This window comes from Glutamicibacter mishrai, assembly GCF_012221945.1.
GTDB lineage: Bacteria > Actinomycetota > Actinomycetes > Actinomycetales > Micrococcaceae > Glutamicibacter > Glutamicibacter mishrai.
The window spans coordinates 2901572-2922308 of sequence record NZ_CP032549.1 but is presented as its reverse complement, the minus strand read 5'-3'; the positions used below and the strand labels follow the sequence as shown (position 1 = coordinate 2922308).

The following is a 20737-nucleotide window of genomic DNA, read 5'->3' as shown; positions in this document are numbered from 1 at the left end:
CTAGCCCTGCTTTGCCGTGTGCTGGGCTCGTGCCGAGGCGTAGAGGCACACGGTCGCGGCGGTGCCAACATTCAGCGACTCGGCTACGCCGTAGAGCGGAACCGCCACTGCATGGTCAGCCGCCTGTTTTTCGTTGTCATCTAGGCCCTGTCCTTCATTGCCGAAGAGCCATAGCGTGGGCGCTTCAAGGACCGGCTGGCCTTCGGGGGCCTGGGCCTCAGCGGCCGGCTGGTGGGCGCGCAATACCGCGGCGTCCTGCAACGAGTCCAGGTTCAAGGCTCCGTAGCCGTCGGCGGCGAGGATTTGGTTACCGGTGGTTTTCGCCGCCTCGATCAGGTGGTCGAATTCGATGTTGTTCAGCACCGGCAGGTGGAAAAGCGATCCGACCGTGGAGCGCACGGCCTTCGGGTTATAGATGTCGACGCTGCCCTTGGTCAGGATGACGGCGTCGGCTCCGGCGGCGTCTGCGGCGCGGAGCACCGTGCCGGCGTTTCCGGGGTCCTGGACCCGGCACAGGACTGCGATGAGCCGCGGTTTGGCGGCGAGCACTTCGCTCAGTTGCGGCTGGGCGATCGCGGCAACGGCGAGAATCCCCTGTGGGGTCTGGGTGTCGGCCATGGCATGCAGCACTTCGCCGGTGACGATGCGTGTTGGCACCTGTGTTTGATCGAGCAGTTCCGCGAACTCGTCGTGGCTTTCGAGGAATCCTCCGACAACATAGACGGCCTGCACGAGGTTGTCGTCGTCCAGATGCGCCTTGAGCGCTTCGCGCACTGCCTGCGGGCCTTCGACGAGGAATTCCCCTGTGGCTTCACGTCCCTTGCGGTTGGCAAGCCGGGCGACCGACTTGACTCGTTCGGCACGGGGGTTGGTCATCACTTCAGCGGAAAAACTGCTCATACTTCGAGAATACCGGTAGAAACACTAATGGGTGGGTTCCACGTGATCGCGGGACCCACCCATCGGTGTGATCTGTCCTACCTGAGCTTTAGCTCAAAGGGAGAAAAGATTTACTTCATCTGCTGGCGGGATTCTCCACCAGCTGGTTCGAAGCCAGCAGCCTTAGCTGCTTCAACCGAGTTGAACCAGAATTCAGCTTCGGTCTGCTCGTACCAGGTCGAGCCTGGAACGTGGTACTTGTTCGAGCCAGCGTTGCCCTTGATAACGAAGCCCTCAGGAGCGTCCTGGCCTTCAACAGCCTTGATAACGCCTTCGCCCTCAACGGACTTAGCAGCAGCCTTAGGAGCCTTTGGAGCAGCAACCTCAGCAGCAGCGCGTGGAGCGTTGACGTCAGCTGGAAGAGCTTCCTTTGCAACCTTAACCAGGGTTGCGAATGCGTTGGAGTCCGATACAGCCAGCTCGGCCAGCATGCGGCGGTCAACCTCGATCTCAGCAGCCTTCAGACCCTGGATCAGACGGTTGTAGGTCATGCCGTTGGCGCGGGATGCAGCGTTGATGCGCTGGATCCAGAGGCGACGGAAGTCACCCTTGCGCTTACGGCGGTCGTTGAAGCTGTAAACGAACGAGTGGAGCAGCTGCTCCTTGGCCTTACGGTACAGGCGCGAACGCTGACCGCGGTAACCCTTTGCGCGTTCCAGAACGACGCGACGCTTCTTGTGGGCGTTTACTGCCCGCTTCACACGTGCCACGTGTGTACTCCTTCAAGTCAGTTCCCCAGTGCTCGCGGTTTTGCGAGATGGGAGAAATCTATGGGTGGTGGGGTATTGCTTCCCCGAATTGCGAAAGGGAGAGCTTAGAGGCCCAGCATCCGCTTGATGGTCTTTACATCGGCCTTAGCGACGATCTGGTCAGAAGCCAGGCGACGGGTAACGCGCGAGGACTTGTGCTCCAGGTAGTGGCGACGGTTGGCCTGCTGGCGAGCGAGCTTACCGCTACCGGTGAGCTTGAAGCGCTTCTTGGCGCCACTGTGAGTCTTGAACTTCGGCATAGCTGCCGTTCTCCTTACGTGCTCCACGCGGCGAAATTACCGCGTGGGGATCATCCGAAGCGGGCCCCATTTAAGGTGACCGCTGTTGTTCTCTTGTAGTTGAATCTTCCTTGCGAGAAGATCCTTCACCGTAAACGGTGACGGGCTCGAAAGCCCAACAGGCTTGGCTAGGCGTCGCCTTCAGCTGCTTGGCGAGCCTGCTCCAACTTGGCGCGGGCTTCGTCATCCATAGCTGCTGCGACGTTCTGGCCCTCGGTCTCAGCTGGAGCGTCGGTGCGGATCTTGCGCTTGGCCGAGTTACGGCCACCGGACTTCTGCTGCTGTTCGCGGCGAGCCTCTGCCTTGTTCTTCAGCGGACCAACAACCATGACCATATTTCGGCCATCAATGCGCGGGCTGGACTCGATGATTCCAACCTCAGCTACGTCTGCTGCAAACTTTTCCAGCAAGCGGATACCCATCTCTGGACGCTGCTGTTCACGACCGCGGAACTGGATCATGGCTTTCACCTTGTCGCCAGCGCCCAGGAAGCGCAACGCGTGCCCAACCTTGGTCTCGTAGTCGTGAGTATCAATCTTCAGGCGGAAGCGAACTTCCTTCAAGACCGTGTTGGTCTGGTTCTTACGAGCTTCGCGAGCCTTGACAGCGGCTTCGTACTTGTACTTGCCGAAGTCCATCAGTTTGCACACTGGAGGCTTGGCGTTGGGTGCCACCTCGACCAAGTCCAGATCGGACTCGTGAGCCAAACGAAGCGCGTCCTCGATGCGGACGATGCCTACCTGCTCACCATTGGGGCCGACGAGACGTACCTCTGGCACGCGAATGCGCTCATTAATGCGTGGATCGCTGATGTGTCACTCCTGAAATTCGTAATCCATAACCGCAAACGAAGAAGGCCCCCGTCTGCGATTGCAGGCGAAGGCCAAAGAGAAACGACACGACGAAAGGCGCAAAACATTGCGCCTGCATCTTGGGATCACCCGAAGGTGTTCCTGCCGAATTACCCGGAAGCCTGGAAACGGCGACAGCGGGTGGGAGATGGCCTCCACTTGCATGGCTCAATACTAGTACGAATCCCCTGCCCAGAGCTAACTGGACGTCATGAGAAGTACCGGCATCGAGTCGGTCTGTGACAAGCTTAGCAGTATGAGTACCGAAGACACCAACTCGCATCAGCACCTCGTCGACCAGCAGGTGCGCGACATCGCCGAAGTTCCGGCAGTAGAAATCATCACCACCGCAGCTGTTCACCTGATGAGCGCGGCCGCCGTTAAATGTGGTCTGGCTGAGGGCGAAGACGCAGCTGAGCTGAAAGATCTGGACGAAGCACGCAAGCTCATCACTGCCCTTGCAGGCCTAGTCACCGCGGGCGCACCTGAGATCGGTTCGCAGCACGCCGCACCGTTGCGCGATGGCCTGCGCAGCCTGCAGCTGGCATTCCGCGAAGCCTCGTTGATCCCTGACGCACCAGGCAAGGGCCCAGGCGAAAAGTTCACCGGCGCTGTCAACTAAGCAATCAAACTAGTTTTTTAAGAGATTAACATCATGGGCTCGACTCCTTCGGGAGCGGGCCCATGGTTCTTTAAAATCACACAGTTCCCAGGTGTCCAGCAAACTGAGTTCTTCGGGCTAATGTTGTGCCCATGGAACTGATCGAGCAGCCAGTCTTGAAGGCAACGCCCTATTATTTGCGCCCGTTTTCCCTTCAGGACATCCCGCTCATCAAGCAGGCTTCCACGGATTCCTACATCACGCAGATCACCACCGTGCCCCCGCAGGGCGAGCATCAACAATGCGTTGACTTCATCCACCGCCAATGGAGCAGGACCACGGACGGAACCGGATACTCCTTCGCCATAGCGGATTCGGCCACCGAACAGGCTGTCGGGCAGATCGGGCTGTGGTTCCACGATGCCCGCCACGGACGGGCAAGCATCGGCTACTGGGTGGGACCGGAGCATCGCCGGCAAGGCATTGCCAGCTGCGCGCTGCGCACCCTCGCGGATTGGGCTCTGGAATATCCGGGCATCCACCGTATCGAGCTGTACGTCGAACCGTGGAACGAAGGCTCCTGGCGCACTGCCGAGCGCTGCGGGTTCCAACGCGAAGGGTTGTTGCGCGGCTGGGAGCTGGTCGGCAACGACCCCAAGGACATGTACATGTACTCGCGCGTCGCCGGGAGGGTGCAGAACTAGGCCGTGGTTTCCCAACGCTGGCGACGCGACCGGCGCACGCGACGGCGAATTTGCTGCGATACCAAGGCTGCCAACACCACGATGGCCGCCATGATGCCAATACCGACAAAGGCATAAGCCGGGCCCACCTTGTCTACGAACAACCCGGTGACCGGTGAACCCAAGGCGGTGCCTGCGGTCATCGCCGATCCGTACCAGCCCATGGCCTCGCCGCGGCGCTTCTCAGCCACCAGATCGGTGAGCCATTCCGAGGCGGCCGAGAGCGTTGGCGCGCAGAGGAAACCTGGCAACGCGGAGAACAGGGCCAGCGACCAGGTATCCCAGGCGAAGTACATCGGGATCGTCAGAATCGCCATGAACAACAGCAGGAGCAGCGGCGAAATGACACGCTTCATGGAGCCATAGATCAGACCGCCGATCAGCGAGGCCCCGCACCAGAAGAAGAACACCAATCCCAGCCGGTGGCTTTGCATGGCCGCATCAAGCTCGGCGACAATCGCCACCTCGGTCCCGGTGAGCAACATGCCTGCCCCGGCAGAAGCGATGAATACCGCCAAGACGGAGGCGCTGATCCAGCTGAACCGGCTCTTGAAAGCCCGGCCGCGTTTCTTGATCCTGGCGCGGGCCGATTTCCAGCCGGCGACAATCAGTTCGCCTTCGACTTCCTGCACACCCATCGGCGCGGCAGCGATGAAGCTGGCCTCCGCGCCCAGGCGTTCTTCGTGGGCGTTGGCCTGCATGGCGATGGCTTTAGGGTCATCGCTTCGCGTGGGCGGGTTCAAAAGCATCAAGGCCAAGCCGGCCATTGAGGCGGTGACGCCGATGACGCTCAGTCCGATAACGCTGCTGATCTGCGTGGCGACGACGCCAGCTGTGGCCGGTCCGACAATGAACACCAGCTCCGTGGCCGTGGCATCCAGGGCGAAGGCGGTCCGACGTTGCTCGCCGGTGGTCATGATGCCAAGCGCTGTGCGCACCACGGAGAATACGGGAAGTGCGAAGAGACCGCCGACGAAGGCCAGCGGATAGACCCAGACGAGGGGTACGTGCGGAACGGTGCACCATACGAAGGTTTCAACGATGACCGAGGGCAGCATAGCCCTGCGCAATCCCCAGGCGTCTACGCGCGCTCCACGCCACGGGGCGCCGATGGCGATGCCGAGGGTCATCAGCGCGGTCACCAAGCCGGCCGAGACCCAGCTCTGGCCGAGGTGGTTGACCAGATGAAGCAGCAGGAGCATGCTCAGCGCGGAGTGCGGAAGTCGGGCAATCATGCCGATAAGCAGCAGCATCGCGATCTGCGGCTGACGCAAAATCTGCCAATAGCTTTTCATGCCCGAACTGTTCCTTACTGTTTCAAGGAGCCCGCCGAGATTAACTTGGCGCGCTGTGCAAACTGAGTTCTAGAGAATCCACTGCTTCAGTGAATTCAGTGTTCTGGGACAAGCGTCCCTGAATTGCGCTGGTAATTTCCTGCGCTTGGTTCTGGCTTGTTCCCGGTGCGAAAACAAACTGCAAATTAAGTTCCGGTCCGGAGCCACCGCCTGGAACCATCTGGCCGTCCCGTGATCTTGAGCCTACTCCCCTGCCGGGGGCCAGCTGCACGGCCTGCAGTTGGCTAAAGCCTTCGGTGGCATCTTGCACGAGATTGGCGATCTGCTGGTTCTGATAGCTCGGAATCCAGTCGACCTGTTTGGCGAGGTTCCAGACCCCCGGTCGTCGCAGGACAAAGGTGAAGTCGCTGCCCGGGTCGAGTACCAGCAGCTGGCATTCTTCGCTGACTGCCGACAGCGCGGCTCGCGGAGCGAAGACCGCCACTGGACGAGCTTCCTTGTGCCAGGCTTGCAGGCGTTCGACGGTGGTAAAGACCGGAAGCGCCATGCGTCCGTCCGGTGCTTTGATTTTCACCAGCGCCATGTCGGCTTCCTTGTCCGAGGCGAATCCGTGATCGGTCATGGCTTCTTCACCCAGTTGTGCCACGACGGCTACGAATACTCGCGCGGTGGCCAGGGCCTTGTGGACTTCGGTTTCAGAGCCTTTGCCTTCGCGCAGTCGCGCGAGGGCGGTCATGGTTGGAGCGTCGGCGCTGCCGTCGTCCTTGTCGAAGTTGTGCAGCGGGTTGCCTTCGCCGCTGAGGTCGCGGCCATCCCAGCTCTGTCCAGCAGAGTCGGCGGGTGAACCGGCCTGAGCCAGTGCCGCGACAATATGTCCTGGCAGGTGGCGTTTTGGCGCTGATTCAGAATGCTCCGTACTCATACATCCATGCTATCGGTGGTTTTGGGTCTGGTGGAGGGAAGAGTTGGTTCTTCTCTCATGAGCTTGAACACCACCGTCAAGGTGTTTCAGATCTTTTTTGCGTCATTCTGCAGGGAACAGAGGAATCGGTAACGGTTGGACGTTGTTCCTGCTTCAGAAAACAATTGACGGTTTGAAAGCCGTTGGGCTTTCAAACCGTCAATTGTGTGGCTTGGCGAATCTAGCGACGCCCAGCGACGTCCAATGCTTCTTGCAAGGTGAATTGACCGGAGTACAGAGCCTTGCCCATGATGGCTCCTTCGATTCCTTCAGGCACAAGTTCACGCAGGACACGGAGATCCTCGAGCGATGAGATGCCGCCGGAGGCGACAACAGGCTTGTTGGTCTTGGCGGCGATTTCGCGCAGCAGATCCACGTTCGGCCCGCGAAGGGTGCCATCTTTGGTCACGTCGGTGACGACATAGCGGGCGCAACCGGCATCTTCCAGACGGGCGAGAACATCCCACAGGTCTCCGCCGTCTTTGGTCCAGCCATGACCTGACAACGTGGTGCCGCGAACGTCCATGCCCACTGCGATCTTGTCGCCGTGGCGGGCAATGGCCTGCTTGGTCCATTCCGGATTCTCCAGCGCAGCGGTGCCCAAGTTGACCCGGGTGGCGCCAAATTCCAAGGCGCGGTCCAGGGAGGCATCGTCGCGGATGCCACCGGAGAGTTCCACCTTGATATTCAGTTCCTTGGCGATACGCTGCACGATCTCGACGTTGCTGCCGCGGTCGAACGCCGCGTCCAAGTCAACGAGGTGCAGCCATTCGGCACCGGCGTTCTGCCAGGAAAGCGCCGCTTCCAGCGGGTCGCCGTAGCCGGTTTCGGATCCGGCCTCGCCCTGTACCAGTCGAACGGCCTGTCCCCCGGCGATGTCTACTGCAGGCAATAGTTCGAGAATTGGTTGCTCGCTCATGATGTCCTTAGTGAAGTAATGATTTTTAGAGGGTCAAGACCCATGCGGCAATAATGCTCATAGCCGCGAGTACCCATAGCGCGATAACCCATGAAATATGGGCCTTCTGGCTTTTGAGCGAGATCGCTCCACCTGCCAGAAATGCGCCGACGAACCCAAGCACGATGGTCCACATGCTTACAGGGTGCCCAGCCAGTTGCGCAGAAGCTGCGCGCCGGCTTCCCCGGATTTTTCCGGGTGGAACTGCACCGCCGAGAGCGGGCCGTTTTCCACTGCCGCGACAAAAGGCGTCCCATGGGTGCTCCACGTAACCTGCGGTGGAGTCATCGCTGGCTGAGTCACATCGAATTCCCACTTCTGCACGGCGTAGGAGTGCACAAAGTAAAAACGCTCGTTCTCAACGCCGGCGAATAGCTTGCTGCTTTCTGGCGGCTGAACGGTATTCCACCCCATATGCGGGATGACGTCTGACTTCAGACGCTCGACGGTGCCGGGCCATTCGCCGATACCGGCGGTCTTGACTCCGTGCTCAACACCTTCTTCGAAGAAGACCTGGTGGCCAACGCAGATTCCCAATACCGGTTGCCCACCAGCAATGCGCCGGCCGATCCAGCGCAGTGCGCCAATCTTGGTCAGCTGTTCCATCACCGAGGCGTAGGCGCCAACACCGGGGACAACGAGCCCATCAGCGTTCATGACCTTCTCTGGGTCCGCGGTCAGTTCAACCGACGCACCTGCGGCTTCCAGCGCTCGTACCGCAGAACGGACGTTGCCCGAACCGTAGTCGAGAACAACTACATTTTTCTTTTCCACTTACAGTGCACCCTTCGTGGATGGAATCTTGTCGCCCATGCGTTCGTCGAACTCGACAGCTTCGCGCAGTGCTCGTGCAAAGGACTTGAATTGGGCCTCGACAATATGATGAGGATCGCGGCCCGATAGCACCTCGATATGCGCACAAATTTGTGCGTGGAAGGTGATGGCTTCGAAGACGTGGCGAGTCATCGAGCCAGTGAAGTGGCCGCCGATCAAATGGTATTCCTGCCCTGCCGGTTCACCGGTGTGAACCAGGTATGGGCGGCCCGAAACGTCCACAACCGAGCGCGAGAGCGCTTCATCCAAAGGAGCGTATGCGGTGCCGAAGCGTCGGATTCCCGCCTTGTTGCCCAGGGCTACGCGCAGCACTTCGCCAATAGTGATCGCGGTGTCTTCGACGGTGTGGTGCACGTCGATGTGGGTATCGCCCGTGGCTCGGACTGTCAGGTCGATCAGGGAGTGCTTCGACAGCGCGGTGAGCATGTGGTCGTAGAACGGCACCGAAGTGCTGATCTCTGACACGCCGGTGCCATCGAGATCCAGTTCCACGAATACAGACGATTCGCTGGTGACGCGTTCCATGCGGGCGCGACGTGCGCCAATCAATTCGGCAGACATGTCTTCCTTCGCTTGTTCTTGCTTACTTTTCCGCACCGAGCAGCTCGGCTAGGTGATCCAAGAACGCAGTAGTTTCTGATTCGGTTCCGGCAGTTACACGCAGAGTTCCCGGGATCCCATTGTCGCGGACAATAATGCCAGCTTCCAATAGGCCTTCCCATACCGCGTGAGGGTTCTCCAGTCCGCCGAAGAAGACGAAGTTGGAGTCTGAGACTGAAGGATTGAGCCCCAGCTCTTTGAGACGGGCAACAATTCGGTCTCGCTGGGACTTGATGTCTTCTACCTGGGCCAGCAAAAGATCAATGTTTTTCAGCGCCGCAATTGCTGTTGCCTGGGTGACAGCCGACAGGTGGTAAGGCAATCGCACGAGGCGGATCGCATCGGTGACTTCGGGCGCTGCTGCGAGGTAGCCAACGCGGGCGCCCGCCAGGCCGAAGGCCTTGGACATGGTGCGCGAGACGATCAAGCGCTGCCGTCCTTCAAGCAGGGTCAGCGCTGATTTTGTGCTCGACAGGGAAAATTCGGCGTAGGCCTCATCCACAATGACCATGCCGTTGTGCTCGCTCGCGGCATCGTAGACAGCAGTGATCACGTCGAGGCCGAGCGCAGTACCTGTGGGGTTGTTGGGGGAGCACAGGAAGACGATGTTCGGCTTATGTTCGCGGACTTGTTGCGCGGCTGATTCTGCGGAGAGGGTGAAGTCCTCTGAACGTTCTCCGGCGATGTAAGCCGTATCAGTCCCGCTAGCGAGCAACGGATACATGGAATAGGTAGGGCCGAAGCTCATGAGGCTCCGCCCAGGTCCGCCAAAGGCTTGTAGGATCTGCTGCAGGATTTCGTTGGATCCGTTCGCCGCCCAGATATTCTCGGCGGTCAGGGAGTGACCAAGATAATCGGCAAGAAGTTCTCGCAGTTCGGTGAATTCACGATCTGGATATCTGTTCAGACTAGTCGCCGCTTTAGCGACTTCCTGCGCAATGGCTTCCACGACAGTTTGAGGAAGCGGATGGGTGTTCTCGTTGACATTCAGCTGGATGGGCACGTCGATTTGCGGTGCGCCATATGGGGATAGCCCGCGGAGATTCTCACGCAAGGGCAGCTGACTCAAAAGTTCACTGCGGTCATTCACGCATTTAGTCTACGTGGGGACCAGCTTCGCGGGTGAATCCGCTACGAGTCAAGGTAACAATCCCCCCGACTCACTTCGAGTCCTTAGCCAGCGAGGACTGGAATCGACAGCGAGTCGCCCACGTGGATTTCGCTCCCCTGCAGGGAATTGAGTTCCGAGATGTGGTTGACTGCCGAAGTGACGTCATAGCCCTGCGCGTACTCCTTGGCAAGGCTCCAGACGGTGTCACCAGGAATAACAGTCACGTCAATTGTTTCGACACCCGTTGGCAGTTCAGAGGATGCGTGAGCATTGGAGGCAAACATCGAGAAGAAGAATGCGGCTGCAACAGTAAGTGCAAATACGGGAATGCCTACCAATACCGCCCAACCACGGCGGTTGATGCGGATCTTCATTGGAGTCCGGGTTTGATTTGAGTCAAGTGCGACAGTTGCCATGACCTTATCTCCTCAAGTTTATCGAGTGGTGCGAAGTTGTGTTCGATGCCTATGTTTCGAAGAAGTGTTCGAAACTAGTACATCTGTTCTAACAGAGCTTCGTCCGACTTGTCCAGAAGTTTTCGAACAAATCTTTGAAAGAAACTCGCTTATCCACTAAGATTTCGAAGTAGACGAGCAATGAAAACATCACACCATCTGGCTCCGACAGTTTGGACCACTGAACTTTCGTCAGATAGCTAGGGAAGGCAAAATCTCATGTCAGCTTCACAACGCACTCCCCGATCGAATGCACGCTCGCTGACGATTCGCCAAAAGAAGATCCTGGAAACCATCCAGCGAGCAATCGGCAAGAACGGCTATCCACCATCCATGCGTGAGATTGGCGACTCGGTAGGACTCAAGAGCCTCTCAAGCGTCACTCACCAGTTGAGCCAGCTCGAAAAGCTTGGATACATTCGCCGAGATCCACGCCGTCCGCGCGCCATGGAAATTCTGTTGCCGCTGCAGCTCGCGGATGATGCAGAGAATCCGGCGACCCCCGAGGATGCCGACACCAAGGCCGCCGAGGATGCGATGGTGATCGAGCTCAGCACGTCCGCTGACACCACGATGGTCCCACTGGTAGGACGAATCGCCGCCGGTGGTCCGATCCTTGCCGATCAGTCCGTTGAAGATGTTTTCTCGTTGCCTCGCCAGTTGGTCGGGCACGGCGAACTATTCATGCTCAAGGTTTCTGGCGATTCCATGGTTGATGCAGCCATCTGTGATGGGGACTGGGTGGTCGTCCGCCGTCAGCAAAATGCAGAGAACGGTGATATCGTCGCTGCGCTGCTCGATGAGGAAGCTACCGTCAAGACCTTCCGGCAGCGCGATGGGCACACCTGGCTGCTTCCGCAGAACTCGCGCTACGAGCCGATTCTTGGCGACGCTGCAAAGATCATGGGTCGTGTTGTTTCGGTGATGCGCTCGCTCTAACCACATCTCAAAACGGCGCCGATGCATGAGCTTCGGCGCCGTTTCCGTGTTTGCTATCTACAGGTTTTCACTTCGAATCGCATCGATCTGCAGCGCTGAAGACCATCCATCGCTGAACTGCTGCTGAGAGCCGCCGGGGCTCGTCATCGACAAGACTGCCCGCGGTCGACGAAATCATCTGCTGAGCCATATCTCGAACTTCATGATCCAATCGCTCGTCATTGACGCACAGGGCTAAATAGCGGCAGAGGATTCCGGCAAACAGATTACCGTCTCCTCCTCCGTTTACGGGCAGAATGCCGGCTTCATCAGCCAGATGCCGACGAGTAGCCCGGACCAGCGTTCCGGCGTGGTCCAAATCGACGGCAGTGCCCAGCTCAAGCAACGCTCCAAGTATTGGCCCCTGGTTGTAGGTGTACAGCGCTTCTTCCATCTTGTGCCCTGAGGAAGTAATTCGCAGTCCATCTAAATACAGTCCCTGATGGCCGCTAAAAAGCTTAGTCCGCATCCAGTCGAGGAGCTTTCTGGACTGATCGCGGTCACCGCTGCGCGCGAAAAATAGCGCGGCCGGAGCATTGGCCGGAACATTCTTGAAGTCTCGCTTACGCGACCAGTACAGGCCACCGTCCAAGACGTCATCAATGCCGCCTTCGAGTTGCTTGCGCAAGGTTGTCACGGCCTGTTTGGCACCACGATGGCTGCGTCCTTCAACCTGTCGCGAAAAACCAACCAGCCTTTGGCAAGCCAAAGCCAGCCATGCCATATCGTCAAAGAAATAGTTGGGGAATACCCCGAAGTTCCGCACTCGGATGCCAGCCAGCAAGTCTTTGGCCCGGCGTAATTCGTTCTGGGCAGCACCGCGATCGCCATCGGCCAAATAAGCCAACCCGTCATCGATTATGGCATCCAAGTAGTGGGCCTGCCACCAGTAGTTCCACTCAGCAAACGGATGCGAAAAACCGTTGATATCGCTGAGCATGCTTCCGTCGTGCAACTGGTGCCGAAGACTATACGGACGGCCGATCCACGTACCTGGCAGGCCGAATAGCCTATGGCCAAAACGGGCGTGCGTATCTTCAGCCGCGGCACGCGCCAGCTCCTTCATGGACTTCATCTTGCCTTCCGATTCTCGGACTTCCCCGTGGCACAGACATTAGTACACTCAGCTAGCCATGGACACCAGGTTCGGGTGCCCACAAGCTGGAGCCTACTTTTCAGCGGGCTTCAACCGCTCCAGAACCCCAGAAATAACCTTCTTGTCCACGGTTGGCCACATCGGAGGCAGAGTAGCCTTCAGGAAGCTGCCATAACGAGCCGTAGCCATTCGCGAATCAAGGATGGCAACCACGCCACGGTCGTTGACCGAACGGATCAATCGACCGGCTCCCTGAGCTAACCGAATCGCGGCATGCGTGGCAGAGACCTGCATGAAACCATTGCCACCATGTTTGGCGACGTCCTCGGTACGAGCCTTCGAAATTGGATCGTCAGGTCTCGGGAATGGAATCTTGTCGATGATGACCAAACGGCAGGAATCCCCAGGAACATCGACTCCCTGCCACAGCGTCATCGTGCCGAAAAGACAGGTATCCCGCTCGGCCGCAAACTGCTCAACCAAGGACTTCATGCTTGCTTCGCCCTGGCACAAGATGTCTACATCCAGGCGCTCCCGCAAAATGCTTGCAGCTTCTTCAGCCGAACGCTTCGATGTGAAGAGCGCCAAAGCTCCACCACCAGACGCTTTGATCAGATCTTCAATTTCGTCCAGCGTCTCGGCCGCGAGTTGGCGGCCCGGTTTTGGCAGGTGCTTGGCGACGTACAAGATGCCCTGCTTCGGATAATCAAATGGGCTGCCCACATCAACGCCGGTCCATGACGGAGCACCGGCTCCCATCAGCCCCAGCGAACCGGCCACCGCATCAAACTGGGATCCGATGGCCAAGGTCGCGCTGGTGAGCACCACGGTACGGCCATCAAAAAGGCCTTCGCGGAGTTTTCCTGCCACCGATAGCGGTGCCACATTCAACGTTGCAGGTTGGGACTCTTCCGCCTCAACATAGCCACGGCCCTCGACAAATTCCCGAGGGCGCGTCGTATAGAGAACTTCTCTTCGTTCTTCGGATTCAAGCATTCGAATGGCGTCATCCATGACGGCCTGCAGCTGGGAGCGTGCCGTCTGACGTCCGCCGTCAGCAGGTGCATTGGCTTCTGGCTTGGACAAGGCCAAGGCCAGCCGCGCCTGTTCAACGATGTCGTTAAGCGCGATTCCCATATCTTCACGCAGGCCATGCTCCAACAACCCAGTAGGAATCCCAGTCAGGGACTTCTCCAGTCGGTTCGCTGCCTTGACCATTTCATCAACGTTCACACCGCAGTGGCGTTTGGCGCCACCAGCAGCAGTCATCACCATTCGCGCGGACAGAGCACCAGATACGGAACTGGTCACACGATCCTGAAGCTCATGGGCCTCGTCAATAATCGCGACATCAAAATCAGGCAGTACCGACAACCCCTCAAAGGCGGAAACCGCCAGCAATGCGTGATTCGTGATTACCACGTCGGATTCTGCCGCACGAGCGCGTGCCATCTCCGAAAAGCATTCGTCGGCCATGGGGCACTTTTGAGAACCCAAGCACTCCATCGCGGATACCGAGACTTGCTTCCACGCTTTGTCGCTGACGCCGGGCACCAGCTCGTCCCGGTCTCCGGTATCCGTGCGCTCAGCCCAGTCTCGAAGCTTCATCACTTCGCTTGCCAGTGGCGAATAAGTCGTGCCTGCGGGGACCGCTGGCTCGTCCATCGAGAACAATGTGCCTTCATCGTCGGGGTATCCCCCGCCTAGCTTGTATTGGCACAGGTAGTTAGATCGGCCCTTAAGCAGGGCTACATCCATGGGGCGGGAGAGCTTGCCCTTGAGCGATTCAAGTAACCGCGGCACATCGCGACCGACAATCTGGGACTGCAATGCGAGAGTTGCGGTAGAAACAATTACCGGTTTGGCGCTAGTTTGCGCATGCGCGAGCGCCGGAATGAGATAGCCCATGGACTTTCCCGTTCCGGTACCGGCTTGAACCAGCAAATGCTCTTCGTCTTCCAGGGCAGTCACCACGTGCTTGACCATTTCCTGCTGGCCGGTGCGCATGGCACCGCCCATGGAAGTTACCGCGGCCTCAAGAAGCCCAAGGGCCTGCTCTTGCTTATCCATGAATGTTGAAAGTCTCCAACTCTGCAGCGAGTGAATCGCGAACCTTCACGATCAGTCGAGTGCCGTTTTCCAGGTGTTCGCTCTCCAAGATCTCAGATTCGCTCTGGTGCAACTTGGCGATCAAATCCCCGCGGTTATACGGGATGAGGACCTCCAGCTGAATACCAGGGCGCGGAATCGAAGTGCTGATCTTCTCCAGCAGCTCTTCAATACCCTCACCCGTGTGCGCGGACACCACTGAGGTATTCGATTCGCGATTACGGATGCGCTCAATGACGAATGGATCCGCAACATCTGCCTTGTTCAGGACGATGATTTCAGGGATATTCAATGCATCGACTTCGCCAAGTACTGTTCGAACAGCCTGGATCTGTCCCTCTGGGTCGGGGTGCGAGGCATCCACGACGTGCAAGATGAGATCCGAATCGGCGATTTCTTCCAAAGTTGAACGGAAGGCTTCAACCAACTGAGTGGGAAGGTTCGAAACGAACCCGACGGTATCCGCCAGCGTGTAGGTCAGCCCGTCTTCAGTCGAGGACTGGCGCACGGTCGGATCCAGCGTTGCGAACAATGCGTTTTCCACCAGCACGCCGGCGTTGGTCAGACGGTTGAGCAAAGAGGACTTGCCAGCGTTCGTATACCCGGCGATAGCCACGGCTGGTACTTCATTGCGCTTGCGATTGGCTCGTTTTGCTTCACGCGCAGGCTTCATGGCCTTGATTTCACGACGCAGCTTCGCCATGCGGTCACGAATGCGACGACGGTCCATTTCGATCTTGGTTTCACCGGGACCACGCGAACCGATACCGCCACCGGCCGCACCGACGCGTCCACCAGCCTGACGGGACATCGATTCACCCCAACCACGAAGACGTGGCAGGAGGTATTCAAGCTGGGCTAGCTCGACCTGTGCTTTACCTTCACGGGACTTCGCGTGCTGGGCGAAAATATCCAGGATCAAGCTGGTGCGGTCAATGACCTTGACCTTCACGATATCTTCGAGGGCACGACGCTGTGAGGGTGCCAATTCGGCATCAACCACCACAGTATCGGCACCGGTGGAGGCAACGATTCCTCGCAGCTCCTCGGCTTTGCCTGATCCCAGGAATGTGGATGGATCCGGCTTGCTGCGTCGCTGAACGACGCCGTCGAGAACCTCGGAACCTGCGGTTTCTGCCAAAGCGGCAAGTTCACGCAGGGAATTTTCCGCGTCCGTGACGGTACCTTCGCTCCAGATGCCAGCCAAGACAACGCGTTCAAGGCGAAGCTGGCGGTACTCGACTTCGGTAACGTCTTCCAGCTCGGTGGATAGACCGGCAACACGACGAAGAGCGCGGCGTTCCGCGAGGTCGTCTTGGTCCCCATCGTATTGGGTGAAACCTGAGGAGAAGCGGTTCAGTGCGGTGGCTTGTCCGGAGAAGATCGAGGAATCTTCTTCTCCAAAATGTTGCACTTGCGGGCTTTGGGCTTCATCAGCTTCGAGGATCCGGTCGATTGCGGCCTGGATCTGGGCATCATCCATTGATGCCGAATCGTGCTCGTGTGACTCGGAGTTAGTCATGGTCTCCTTAGAAGTACTTCGCATTCCAGAATAGTGCGGGTGACCCCCAGTTGGCGACGTGACGCGATGGGGTTCAGTCGGTTCATCAAACATTCGTGGTCCTTTTGACGGCGCTCAAAACTACAGGCAGGCAGGTGAATGCGGGGTTACCGAGGAGCAAAGGCGAATGGCAAGTGTGTGATGCACGACTTGCAGAAACTAAAAATGACTTCGCTGCCTATGGATCTTTCAAGGCGGGCACGGCAAAATGGCGCGCCGGCGCAGAAGATCTCGTGGTAACCACGGCGGTTACGGATTAGACGAAAACGAAAGTCATAGGGAAAATTCTATCAGTCATGGCCTTAGCTTCCTATATCGCTTTGCTCACGTTGATTGCACTGGTCTTTGGCCTCGGGATGCACAAGGATAAACTTTGGCTATGACCTCGGATCACTACTTCACCGCCAGCCCGGCTTCGGCAGACGAACGACGCACTATCGACGTAGAACTCAACGGCACGGTACGCAAGGTTGAAACTGCCGCAGGGATTTTCTCGCCGGCCGGTTTGGATAAGGGCACCGCGGTGTTGCTGCAGCATGTACCGACGCCCCGCGGACGGGTATTGGATATCGGGTGCGGTTGGGGTCCCATCACCTTGACTGCCGCTAAGCAGTCGCCGGCGTCTACGGTCCATGGAGTCGATGTCAATGAACGTTCCATCGAGTTGACTCGGCTCAATGCTCGGCGTCTGGGCCTGGACAACGTCGTTGTCGGGACCCCCGATTCCGTGGATGCAGAACTCGAATTCGATACGATCTGGTCCAATCCGCCCATCCGCATCGGCAAGGAAGCCTTGCACGAGCTGCTGATGCTTTGGCTGCCTCGACTTGCAGCCGGCGGAGAAGCATGGCTGGTCGTGCAAAAGAATCTGGGAAGTGATTCGCTGCAGAAATGGCTGATCGACCAGCTTCCCTCCGATTGGTCCGTAACGCGTGAGGCCACGGCCAAGGCCTTCCGCGTGTTGAAGGTTTCGCGCCCCGCTTAGTTCACCTTTTAGACGACTGCAGGCATCCGTCCAGAGGACAGATGCCTGCAGTTTTTGGTTCTGCCTGCTATTTGGAGCCAATAACGCCACGAGCCACTAACTCCGCGGGACCCGAAAGGATCGTGTCTTCGCCACCGCGTTCGTTGGCGCGGAATTCAACGCCGACCACACCGCCTGGAACCGACACGGCCCACTGGTTGATCAGCGCAGTGCCGCGGGCCCAATAGCGAACGGCCGCAGCTGCCGCACAGGCACCAGTACCGCAGGACAGCGTCTCCCCTACGCCACGTTCGTGAACGCGCATCGTCACCTGTGCCACGCCGTCTTCTTCGATCAGGGGCTCATTGGGAACCACGAACTCGACGTTGGTGCCGTTCGCCGGCTTGGGCGCGACTTCTGGTTCGACAAACAGGTCAAGGCTTTCGAGCATGTCGAGATCGGGCAGGGCTACTACCGTGTGCGGGTTGCCCATGGTGATGCTCAAGGCTGGAACGGCTTGCTCCCAGCCACGAGGCTTGACCATGGAATCGATGGAGTCTGCTTCTGCCTTGTCCTCGAAGATCAGTCCCCACGGCCCCAGATTCACCGCGTAGCCTTCGACAAGCCGGGTGATGGTCTTGATACCAGCGCGGCTCCCGATGAAGATGCTCTGGCCAATCTGAAGATCCACGAGGCCTTCAGCAATCAGGAAATGGGCGAAGGCGCGCACCCCATTGCCGCACATTTCGGCGATGGACCCATCGCTGTTGCGGTAGTCCATGAACCAGTAGGCCTCAGGATTCTCGGTCACCTGCTGTTCGTATCCGGGCACTTTGGCGGTCGGAACTGCGCGGATGAGCCCGTCGCCGCCAATGCCGAAGCGTCGATGGCACAGCGCTGCGACCTGCTCAGCGGTTAGCTCCACCGCGGCTTCCGGGTCCGCTATCAAAACGAAGTCGTTTCCGGTGGCGTGTCCCTTGGCGAAGGTCTGTCCCGCCAATTGGCCCAGTTCGGTGCTGTACATCGATGCTCCTTGCATGGTGGTTCCTCTTACGACTTGCCGATCAAGGCAAGTGCCTTGCCAATGAGGTCCGGCTCGGTGGGGTTCAACCAGCTGACCCGTGGGTCTGCGTTGAACCATGTGATCTGGCGTCGGGCAAATTTCCTGGTAGCTATCACCGTCTGGCTGATGGCTTCAGCCCTGGTAACGGTCCCGTCTAGATAATCTGTGTACTGCTGGTATCCAATGGCACGCGAGGCTGTCTTGCCGTCGCGCAAGCCGCGTTCGAGCAATCCGGCTACTTCTTCAGCCAAGCCCATCGCATCCATTTTGTACACACGTGCTTCCAATGCTTCATGCAACGCGGGGCGATCATAATTTAGTCCGATCTGCAGTGCCGGGGCGATGTACTCGCGCTGTGGCATGTAGGAGCTGAACGGACGCGCGGAGATTTCATAGACCTCCAGCGCCCTGATGGCTCGGCGCAAATCCAGGTTGCGTGCCGCCGACTCCGGGTCCACAGCGGCGAGGCGGCGGCGAAGCTCCCCATCGCCCTGCTGCTCCACTTCTGCTTCCAGCCTCTTCCTGACGGCCGGATCAGTAGGCGGAAAATCGATGACGTCCAGCGCTGCGCGGACATAGAGCCCTGACCCGCCAACCATAACCGGCACTTTGCCTCGGGCACGAATGCGGCTGAATTGTGCTCGCGCTTGCTCCTGGAAGGCAGCGACTGAAGCCTCTTCCGTAATGTCCAGGATGTCCATCAAATGATGCTCTACGCCCCCGCGTTCGGAAACCGGCAGTTTCGCCGTACCGATATCCATTCCGCGATAGAACTGCAGTGCATCGGAATTGACGATTTCCCCGCCCAGTTCCTGGGCCAGTGCAATTGCCAGGTCCGATTTACCGGTTCCGGTGGGTCCGACGATGGCGATGACCGGCAAATTAGTAGCGGTCATCGGGTTAGCTGCGCACCTTGAGGGTCGGCATGCCAAGGTTCGTTCGTCCCGCCGCGTTGCTGGCGCCTGGAGTTGGAACGCCACAGCTTTCTGCCTGGGATCGGTCCCACGCATCGCCGGCGCGGGAACGGCGCAACGAGTATTGGTCAATGCTTGGATCCGAGATGAGGTGGAAGGCCGCAACTTCAGTCACCGGCAAAGTCACCAGATCGCCTGGTCGCGGCGTTTCAGCGCCCTCAGGCACAGAGAAGTGCACGAGCCGCTGATCCTGCGCACGGCCAGCGAGGCGATGGGTTTCCTCAGCCTTGCGCCCGGACTGTTCTGTCACCATGACCTCCACGGTGCGTCCCAGTTGCTTCGCGTTTTCTTCCTTGGCGATACGATCCTGCAATGCGGTAAGACGCTCATAGCGTTTTTGGACGACAGCTTTTGGCAGTTGATCTTCAAGGCTGGCCGCGGGAGTCCCCGGGCGTTTGGAGTACTGGAAGGTGAATGCCGAGGAGAAGCGCGACGCCTCAACGACGTCCAAGGTCGCTTGGAAGTCTTCTTCGGTTTCTCCGGGGAAACCGACAATGATGTCGGTGGTGATCGCGGCGTGGGGAATGCGTTCTCGCACCTTGTCCAGGATTCCGAGGAACTTCTTGGAACGGTAGGAGCGACGCATTTCCTTGAGTACCTTGTCGGAGCCGGACTGCAATGGCATGTGCAGCTGTGGCATCACGTTGGGCGTTTCGGCCATGGCCTCGATGACGTCGTCGGTGAATGCAGCCGGGTGCGGGCTGGTGAAGCGAACGCGTTCGAGCCCTTCGATTTCGCCGCACGCGCGCAGGAGCTTGCCGAAGGCCAGGCGGTCGCCGAATTCAACGCCGTATGAGTTCACGTTCTGACCCAGCAGGGTTACTTCGATGGCGCCGTCATCTACCAGCGCTTGGATCTCAGCCAGGATCTCGCCGGGACGGCGGTCTCGTTCCTTGCCTCGCAAGGACGGGACGATGCAGAAAGTGCAGGTGTTGTTGCAGCCCACCGAGATGGATACCCAACCCGCGTATACCGACTCGCGTCGTGTTGGCAACGTCGATGGGAAGACATCCAGGGACTCGAGGATCTCGAGTTCTGCCTTCTTGTTGTGCTCGGAACGTGCCAGCAAGGTAGGCAATGAACCGATGTTGTGGGTACCGAAGACCACATCGACCCAAGGGGCCTTTTTCAAGATGGTGTCGCGGTCTTTCTGCGCCAGGCAGCCTCCGACTGCGATCTGCATCCCGGGGCGTTCGGCTTTGATGTTCTTGAGTATGCCGAGGTTTCCGTAGAGCTTGTTATCCGCGTTTTCCCGAACGGCGCAGGTGTTGAAGACGACGACGTCAGCGACGTCATCATTGAGCTCTTCGGGCTTGCGGCTTAGTCCAGCGTCTTCCAAAAGGCCCGAAAGGCGTTCGGAATCATGGACGTTCATCTGGCAGCCGAAGGTGCGTACTTCATAGGTACGCGACGATTCTTCAGTTGCCGGGTTGCTCACGGTTTGTTGCTCAGTCACCCTCCAAGATTACCGAAATTTCCAAGGAGCTGAAATGTAGGCAACCCTAGGGAGAATGCTTTCCTATCGGAGCCTGATGCTCGTGGATAAACCCATGCTTGTCGTCGACAATTTCCGATAGAGTCGAGTTGTTCCACCTG

The 20737-nt window shown here is 58.5% G+C and carries 21 protein-coding genes; 4 read left to right on the top strand and 17 right to left on the bottom strand.

Going from position 1 to position 20737, the window contains the following annotated elements; translation table 11 throughout:
* The 4 genes from D3791_RS13760 to infC form a co-directional block, all read right to left on the bottom strand.
* Positions 1-900 carry a TrmH family RNA methyltransferase gene (locus tag D3791_RS13760; RefSeq protein ID WP_028268668.1) on the bottom strand — a complete coding sequence of 300 codons (900 nt, stop codon included), beginning with the start codon at positions 898-900 and terminating at the stop codon, positions 1-3.
* A 110-nt stretch (positions 901-1010) separates the two neighbouring features.
* Positions 1011-1649: a 50S ribosomal protein L20, sunset domain variant gene (gene rplT, locus D3791_RS13755; RefSeq protein WP_061954779.1), complete on the bottom strand. Its 639-nt coding sequence runs from the start codon at positions 1647-1649 to the stop codon at positions 1011-1013.
* Between the two features lie 104 nt (positions 1650-1753).
* Positions 1754-1948: a 50S ribosomal protein L35 gene (rpmI, locus tag D3791_RS13750; protein ID WP_013348480.1), complete on the bottom strand. Its 195-nt coding sequence runs from the start codon at positions 1946-1948 to the stop codon at positions 1754-1756.
* Positions 1949-2115: 167 nt separating this feature from the next.
* Complete coding sequence (gene infC / locus D3791_RS13745; RefSeq protein WP_022875835.1) at positions 2116-2766, bottom strand: translation initiation factor IF-3; 651 nt, start codon at positions 2764-2766, stop codon at positions 2116-2118.
* 328 nt (positions 2767-3094) lie between these two features.
* On the opposite strand from infC, the gene D3791_RS13740 reads away from it, so the two are divergent.
* Together D3791_RS13740 and D3791_RS13735 are read left to right on the top strand one after the other, a co-directional pair.
* On the top strand, positions 3095-3460 hold the full coding sequence (locus D3791_RS13740) for a DUF1844 domain-containing protein (RefSeq protein WP_022875836.1): 366 nt from the start codon (positions 3095-3097) through the stop codon (positions 3458-3460).
* 131 nt (positions 3461-3591) lie between these two features.
* Positions 3592-4143 carry a GNAT family N-acetyltransferase gene (locus tag D3791_RS13735; protein ID WP_172512534.1) on the top strand — a complete coding sequence of 184 codons (552 nt, stop codon included), beginning with the start codon at positions 3592-3594 and terminating at the stop codon, positions 4141-4143.
* On the opposite strand, the gene D3791_RS13730 is transcribed toward D3791_RS13735, so the two are convergent.
* From D3791_RS13730 to D3791_RS13700, 7 genes are all read right to left on the bottom strand, one after another.
* A complete protein-coding gene (locus D3791_RS13730; protein WP_172512533.1) occupies positions 4140-5477 on the bottom strand; it encodes an MFS transporter in 1338 nt (445 codons plus the stop codon). The two genes, D3791_RS13735 and D3791_RS13730, sit on opposite strands and share 4 nt — an antisense overlap.
* A gap of 40 nt (positions 5478-5517) precedes the next feature.
* Entirely contained in the window at positions 5518-6399 is an 882-nt protein-coding gene (locus tag D3791_RS13725; protein ID WP_172512532.1) for an SseB family protein, read from the bottom strand.
* A gap of 220 nt (positions 6400-6619) precedes the next feature.
* Positions 6620-7357 (bottom strand): bifunctional 1-(5-phosphoribosyl)-5-((5-phosphoribosylamino)methylideneamino)imidazole-4-carboxamide isomerase/phosphoribosylanthranilate isomerase PriA, encoded by a 738-nt coding sequence (priA, locus tag D3791_RS13720; RefSeq protein ID WP_022875840.1) that lies wholly within the window; start codon positions 7355-7357, stop codon positions 6620-6622.
* A gap of 177 nt (positions 7358-7534) precedes the next feature.
* Positions 7535-8170, bottom strand: a complete 636-nt coding sequence (gene hisH / locus D3791_RS13715) for an imidazole glycerol phosphate synthase subunit HisH (RefSeq protein ID WP_172512531.1) — start codon at positions 8168-8170, stop codon at positions 7535-7537.
* Positions 8171-8791, bottom strand: coding sequence for an imidazoleglycerol-phosphate dehydratase HisB (hisB, locus tag D3791_RS13710; protein WP_022875843.1), 621 nt, complete (start codon positions 8789-8791; stop codon positions 8171-8173).
* Between the two features lie 22 nt (positions 8792-8813).
* A complete protein-coding gene (locus tag D3791_RS13705) occupies positions 8814-9920 on the bottom strand; it encodes a histidinol-phosphate transaminase (protein WP_022875844.1) in 1107 nt (368 codons plus the stop codon).
* Positions 9921-10003: 83 nt separating this feature from the next.
* On the bottom strand, positions 10004-10357 hold the full coding sequence (locus D3791_RS13700; RefSeq protein WP_022875845.1) for a LysM peptidoglycan-binding domain-containing protein: 354 nt from the start codon (positions 10355-10357) through the stop codon (positions 10004-10006).
* Between the two features lie 258 nt (positions 10358-10615).
* Between D3791_RS13700 and lexA the strand changes: the two genes are divergently transcribed.
* Positions 10616-11335, top strand: coding sequence for a transcriptional repressor LexA (gene lexA / locus D3791_RS13695; RefSeq protein WP_022875846.1), 720 nt, complete (start codon positions 10616-10618; stop codon positions 11333-11335).
* Between the two features lie 67 nt (positions 11336-11402).
* Here the strand turns inward: lexA and D3791_RS13690 are convergent, their stop codons facing one another.
* From D3791_RS13690 to hflX, 3 genes are all read right to left on the bottom strand, one after another.
* Positions 11403-12440, bottom strand: coding sequence for a glycoside hydrolase family 76 protein (locus D3791_RS13690; protein ID WP_172512530.1), 1038 nt, complete (start codon positions 12438-12440; stop codon positions 11403-11405).
* 102 nt (positions 12441-12542) lie between these two features.
* Positions 12543-14540, bottom strand: coding sequence for an ATP-dependent DNA helicase (locus D3791_RS13685; protein ID WP_172512529.1), 1998 nt, complete (start codon positions 14538-14540; stop codon positions 12543-12545).
* Positions 14533-16101, bottom strand: a complete 1569-nt coding sequence (hflX, locus tag D3791_RS13680) for a GTPase HflX (protein ID WP_061954762.1) — start codon at positions 16099-16101, stop codon at positions 14533-14535. Before hflX ends, D3791_RS13685 begins: the two co-directional genes overlap by 8 nt.
* A gap of 418 nt (positions 16102-16519) precedes the next feature.
* Here hflX and D3791_RS13675 point away from each other — a divergent pair, with 418 nt between their 5' ends.
* Complete coding sequence (locus D3791_RS13675; RefSeq protein ID WP_172512528.1) at positions 16520-17125, top strand: class I SAM-dependent methyltransferase; 606 nt, start codon at positions 16520-16522, stop codon at positions 17123-17125.
* A gap of 67 nt (positions 17126-17192) precedes the next feature.
* Here the strand turns inward: D3791_RS13675 and dapF are convergent, their stop codons facing one another.
* From dapF to miaB, 3 genes are read right to left on the bottom strand one after another with little or no spacing between them, the layout of a single operon-like run.
* Entirely contained in the window at positions 17193-18128 is a 936-nt protein-coding gene (gene dapF / locus D3791_RS13670; protein WP_022875851.1) for a diaminopimelate epimerase, read from the bottom strand.
* A 26-nt stretch (positions 18129-18154) separates the two neighbouring features.
* The gene (miaA, locus tag D3791_RS13665) at positions 18155-19063 is read right to left on the bottom strand and encodes a tRNA (adenosine(37)-N6)-dimethylallyltransferase MiaA (protein WP_022875852.1); all 909 of its coding nucleotides are present in this window, start codon (positions 19061-19063) and stop codon (positions 18155-18157) included.
* A gap of 4 nt (positions 19064-19067) precedes the next feature.
* Positions 19068-20597 carry a tRNA (N6-isopentenyl adenosine(37)-C2)-methylthiotransferase MiaB gene (gene miaB, locus D3791_RS13660; protein WP_172512527.1) on the bottom strand — a complete coding sequence of 510 codons (1530 nt, stop codon included), beginning with the start codon at positions 20595-20597 and terminating at the stop codon, positions 19068-19070.
* Positions 20598-20737 lie beyond the last annotated feature (140 nt).

What these genes read in the sequence shown, in the direction of transcription:
- D3791_RS13760 (WP_028268668.1), bottom strand. Translation starts at nt 900, where the DNA reads ATGAGCAGTTTTTCCGCTGAAGTGATGACCAACCCCCGTGCCGAACGA.
- rpmI (WP_013348480.1), bottom strand. Translation starts at nt 1,948, where the DNA reads ATGCCGAAGTTCAAGACTCACAGTGGCGCCAAGAAGCGCTTCAAGCTC.
- D3791_RS13740 (WP_022875836.1), top strand. Translation starts at nt 3,095, where the DNA reads ATGAGTACCGAAGACACCAACTCGCATCAGCACCTCGTCGACCAGCAG.
- D3791_RS13735 (WP_172512534.1), top strand. Translation starts at nt 3,592, where the DNA reads ATGGAACTGATCGAGCAGCCAGTCTTGAAGGCAACGCCCTATTATTTG.
- D3791_RS13730 (WP_172512533.1), bottom strand. Translation starts at nt 5,477, where the DNA reads ATGAAAAGCTATTGGCAGATTTTGCGTCAGCCGCAGATCGCGATGCTG.
- D3791_RS13725 (WP_172512532.1), bottom strand. Translation starts at nt 6,399, where the DNA reads ATGAGTACGGAGCATTCTGAATCAGCGCCAAAACGCCACCTGCCAGGA.
- priA (WP_022875840.1), bottom strand. Translation starts at nt 7,357, where the DNA reads ATGAGCGAGCAACCAATTCTCGAACTATTGCCTGCAGTAGACATCGCC.
- hisB (WP_022875843.1), bottom strand. Translation starts at nt 8,791, where the DNA reads ATGTCTGCCGAATTGATTGGCGCACGTCGCGCCCGCATGGAACGCGTC.
- D3791_RS13700 (WP_022875845.1), bottom strand. Translation starts at nt 10,357, where the DNA reads ATGGCAACTGTCGCACTTGACTCAAATCAAACCCGGACTCCAATGAAG.
- lexA (WP_022875846.1), top strand. Translation starts at nt 10,616, where the DNA reads ATGTCAGCTTCACAACGCACTCCCCGATCGAATGCACGCTCGCTGACG.
- D3791_RS13690 (WP_172512530.1), bottom strand. Translation starts at nt 12,440, where the DNA reads ATGAAGGAGCTGGCGCGTGCCGCGGCTGAAGATACGCACGCCCGTTTT.
- D3791_RS13685 (WP_172512529.1), bottom strand. Translation starts at nt 14,540, where the DNA reads ATGGATAAGCAAGAGCAGGCCCTTGGGCTTCTTGAGGCCGCGGTAACT.
- hflX (WP_061954762.1), bottom strand. Translation starts at nt 16,101, where the DNA reads ATGACTAACTCCGAGTCACACGAGCACGATTCGGCATCAATGGATGAT.
- D3791_RS13675 (WP_172512528.1), top strand. Translation starts at nt 16,520, where the DNA reads ATGACCTCGGATCACTACTTCACCGCCAGCCCGGCTTCGGCAGACGAA.
- dapF (WP_022875851.1), bottom strand. Translation starts at nt 18,128, where the DNA reads ATGTACAGCACCGAACTGGGCCAATTGGCGGGACAGACCTTCGCCAAG.
- miaA (WP_022875852.1), bottom strand. Translation starts at nt 19,063, where the DNA reads ATGACCGCTACTAATTTGCCGGTCATCGCCATCGTCGGACCCACCGGA.